The 3,178-nt window shown below is 55.3% G+C and carries 2 protein-coding genes; both read right to left on the minus strand.

Features of this window, described 5'->3' with window-relative positions; genetic code table 11:
* Nucleotides 1-2,196, minus strand: a 2,196-nt coding sequence (locus WCA53_RS08825; protein WP_423908091.1) for a transglutaminase domain-containing protein, incomplete at its 3' end; no start/stop codon positions are given.
* Nucleotides 2,197-2,422: 226 nt separating this feature from the next.
* Entirely contained in the window at nucleotides 2,423-2,611 is a 189-nt protein-coding gene (locus WCA53_RS08830) for an RHS repeat domain-containing protein (protein WP_423908094.1), read from the minus strand.
* Between the last annotated feature and the right edge of the window lie 567 nt (nucleotides 2,612-3,178).

Raw genomic sequence — 3,178 nt, forward strand, 5'->3', positions numbered from 1 at the left:
GACGCCTTTCCAGCTGTTCTCAATCAACTGGCAGTTACCGGGGATCAACAACTGGTAGCCCTGGTTCAAATAACTCTGAAAGTTGCTGAGGTGAGCCTGGCAGTTGACCAACGCTGGTTGAATTACACTCGCGTAGCGGCCGCCCCCGGTGTTGTAGATCGTCTGCCCCTGACTCATCGCCATGTCGAGCAGCTTCACCGTTGATACTGCAGACACGCCCGAGGTCTGATTGACCGCGGTAGACTCGAGTATCGACGAATGCATCGAGTTGCTTTGAAACACAGCCTTTTCGAGGGTCCAGTCGCCAGCCATTTGGACCGTTGCGCTCATGTTGCTCGGAAGATCGACATACGGTCCCTGATCGAAGCCAGCAATACCGACCTGGTGATGCTGGATCGTGTACGCATTCGCAAGGCGATCCGTAATGGAGGCGCTGTTGGTCGTCTGCGACATCCACTGCGCCCCTAACACGCCAAGGCTCGCGCCGAGCGCGGGTTCGCTCGTTTCAGCGTTACCGGCCGCGCGGACATTGTCAAGATTCTTGAGATAGTTTTGCGACAGTCCGCGACCGGTCGGCCCCCAACCGTTGACGACCAGGTAAGTGCCACCGCCCTTGATATGCTGGTCGAAAGCATGCTCGGCATAGCCGTTCGCGTATGCGTTATGCCATACGACAAAACTGACAACACTATCGGCACCGGGTGCGACCGGGCTTCCAGGTGCACCAATTGCCTGACCTTCGAGTTTGAGTACCGGTTGGTTTGAACTGTTGTATGTGATCGTCAGGCGCTTGCCGTAAATCGCGTCGGACGTGAAGGTCTGATCGATGCCCTGATAGACCACGCGTACAGTGGGCTTGTACCCGCCAGGAATGTCGCTCCATTCCTGGGTACTGTAGGAGGAGTCAAGCAAAGGGTTTTGGGTCTGTCGAACGATCCCCGCGAACGATGGTGTGATCGATTTACCGCCGATGATGTCGCTCATGGTCGCTGTCGGCTTGTTTTTGCGGATCCAGTTCGCAAGGTTGGTCGAGGCGGTCTGCAAGTCCGTACGAATTCCAGTGCGGTTCACGCCGCGCACCAGATCAGGCGTGACGGTTGCTCCAGAAGTGGCATTTTTTTGGAACGCTGCAGCGTTGTAGCCGGCAGCTACATTCAAGTCCACTCCGGATTTGACAGTGTGTGGTTTGTAGCTAGGGTCGAATGTGTACCAGGTGCCACCGAGATTCGCTTTGACCCACAAGTGCTCGATCGAGATGTCGGTCATCGGGGCATTTAACCCCGGACAGTCACCCGTCTGCGGTGCGTTGACGCTGTATACGGGAATCTGAGTCTGGCCCATCAGGTTAAGGACGGCACACACGTTCGTGGTCGGCAAACCGTACCAGTCCGAGAACTGCCGCGCACTGAGCTTGATCACACCTCGGACAAACCGCGTGTCGTAGCCCGAAATGCGCAGCAGCGACACCATCAACTGTGCCTGGTCGAACGCGCTTCCCTGGTTATCGAGCACCGCACCGAGTGCACCTTTATGGATGCCTCGCACGGGATCGATTTCGATGTTGTCCCGAACGTATTCATAAATCAGGTCTGGGTTGTAGCGCAGCGCCCGGGCAAGTTCTTCGAGCGAAGCGGGACCGGGCGGCGCATCATTGCTGACAATGCCATTGGTGCCGGTGACGCCGCCGCTGCGAAGCAATCGTTTCTCGGGCGGTTCTAATTTTCGCAGGCGGACATCTTCAGGCGCAGATCGCGCCCGCTTGGTGTCCAACTTCGCGAGCGTTTCTATCGTGCCCCCAAGGTTGATACTGGCAGGAAGGTCACGCGCCACCTGGCTATCGTGCGCCGTGGCTTCCGCTTCCGTGACCGGAGGCATAACTGCTCTAATGCTGTTCGGCTGGGGTGCAAATTCCTCTCCAGACAAAGCGGGGCCGGCACGCAACAACCTTGGCGTAGCCAGTTCCCGGCCGCGGCGGATGACCGGTTGTTGCAGAGTTTGCTGCGCGTCCGTAGCAGCGGTAGGGTCGACAACGGCAGGTGTCGTACTGGAAAAATGCACATTACCGGCTTCGGCGGTGCTCACAAACAGAGCGACCATGCTCAACAGTGCCGTAAGCATAGCAAAGCGAATAGTCTTGCGTTCGCGGGCAGCGCGGCAACTGGTCACGCGATTATCTACTGATACGGAATCGGACATCAAACATCTTCCTCGAGAATTGGTGTTTTAGCGGCTGCTTGCTGCTACCAAATTTGCGCGCAAAGCCGCCCCTCCCAGGTGAAACGGGGACGAGTGCTGTCGTTCAGGTATGCGGACAACCAGTAGCAACGCCCATCTGCACACAACTGAAGGCGTGTACAGAACTTGCAAGCGGCGTTATCGATTTATCCCGCTAACTGTCCGGCACGGACAGTCAGGACGACGGTTATGAAGGCGCGGTACTGACAACACTGACCCGGTTGCCGGCGGTGTCGTAGCTATAGGTGACGGTGGTGGTCTTGACGCCATCGCTATACGCGATTTTGGTCAGCCTCCCCAGTGCGTCATAGGTGTAGTTAGCGTTGCTCGCGGCAAACGCCGCGGCGGAAAACGTTAATAGAGCGATACTCGCCAAGAGGCTCGCCGCCCGCCGCGCTCTCCTGTTCGCCATCCGACTTCGACCTGTGACAGACTGCTTTCCCGGTCTGCCTTCTAATATTTCGCTGCCCCTAAGCATCTCAAAATCCCCTTCTTTTAATATCTGTTGTTCACGACATGCATCGAAGCCGAACAGCTTAGTCGCACTTTCACTGTGCGCGCCGACGTTGCGTTGCTCGTGGCTGCACCAATTATCTAAGCATGCCTCGCCGTGTTTTCTCTGTATCGCCAAACTCCATTTAGTCTTGCATATCACTTACCGTCCGATCAACGCATATCTTTACTACCAGTTAGAAATTCAAAGTACGTCAACAACAACAGATATAAAGTGTCGTAGCCGTCAAAAGATATTGCCAACCCGACCGGTGACATGCAATGCTCGAACACCCACCACAAATATCTCGCTTAACAAATATGCAGTACAAACTAAACATCTTGTTTTTGTCTCAAGTCTCTCAAACTGCATCGTCCCGATGATCAAATTCCACCCCTATCGCACCGGTGATTCGTAAATTAAAAGACACACCGAAGATCATCTCAAAAT

The organism is Caballeronia sp. (assembly GCF_049581465.1).
In the GTDB taxonomy this organism is placed as follows: domain Bacteria; phylum Pseudomonadota; class Gammaproteobacteria; order Burkholderiales; family Burkholderiaceae; genus Caballeronia.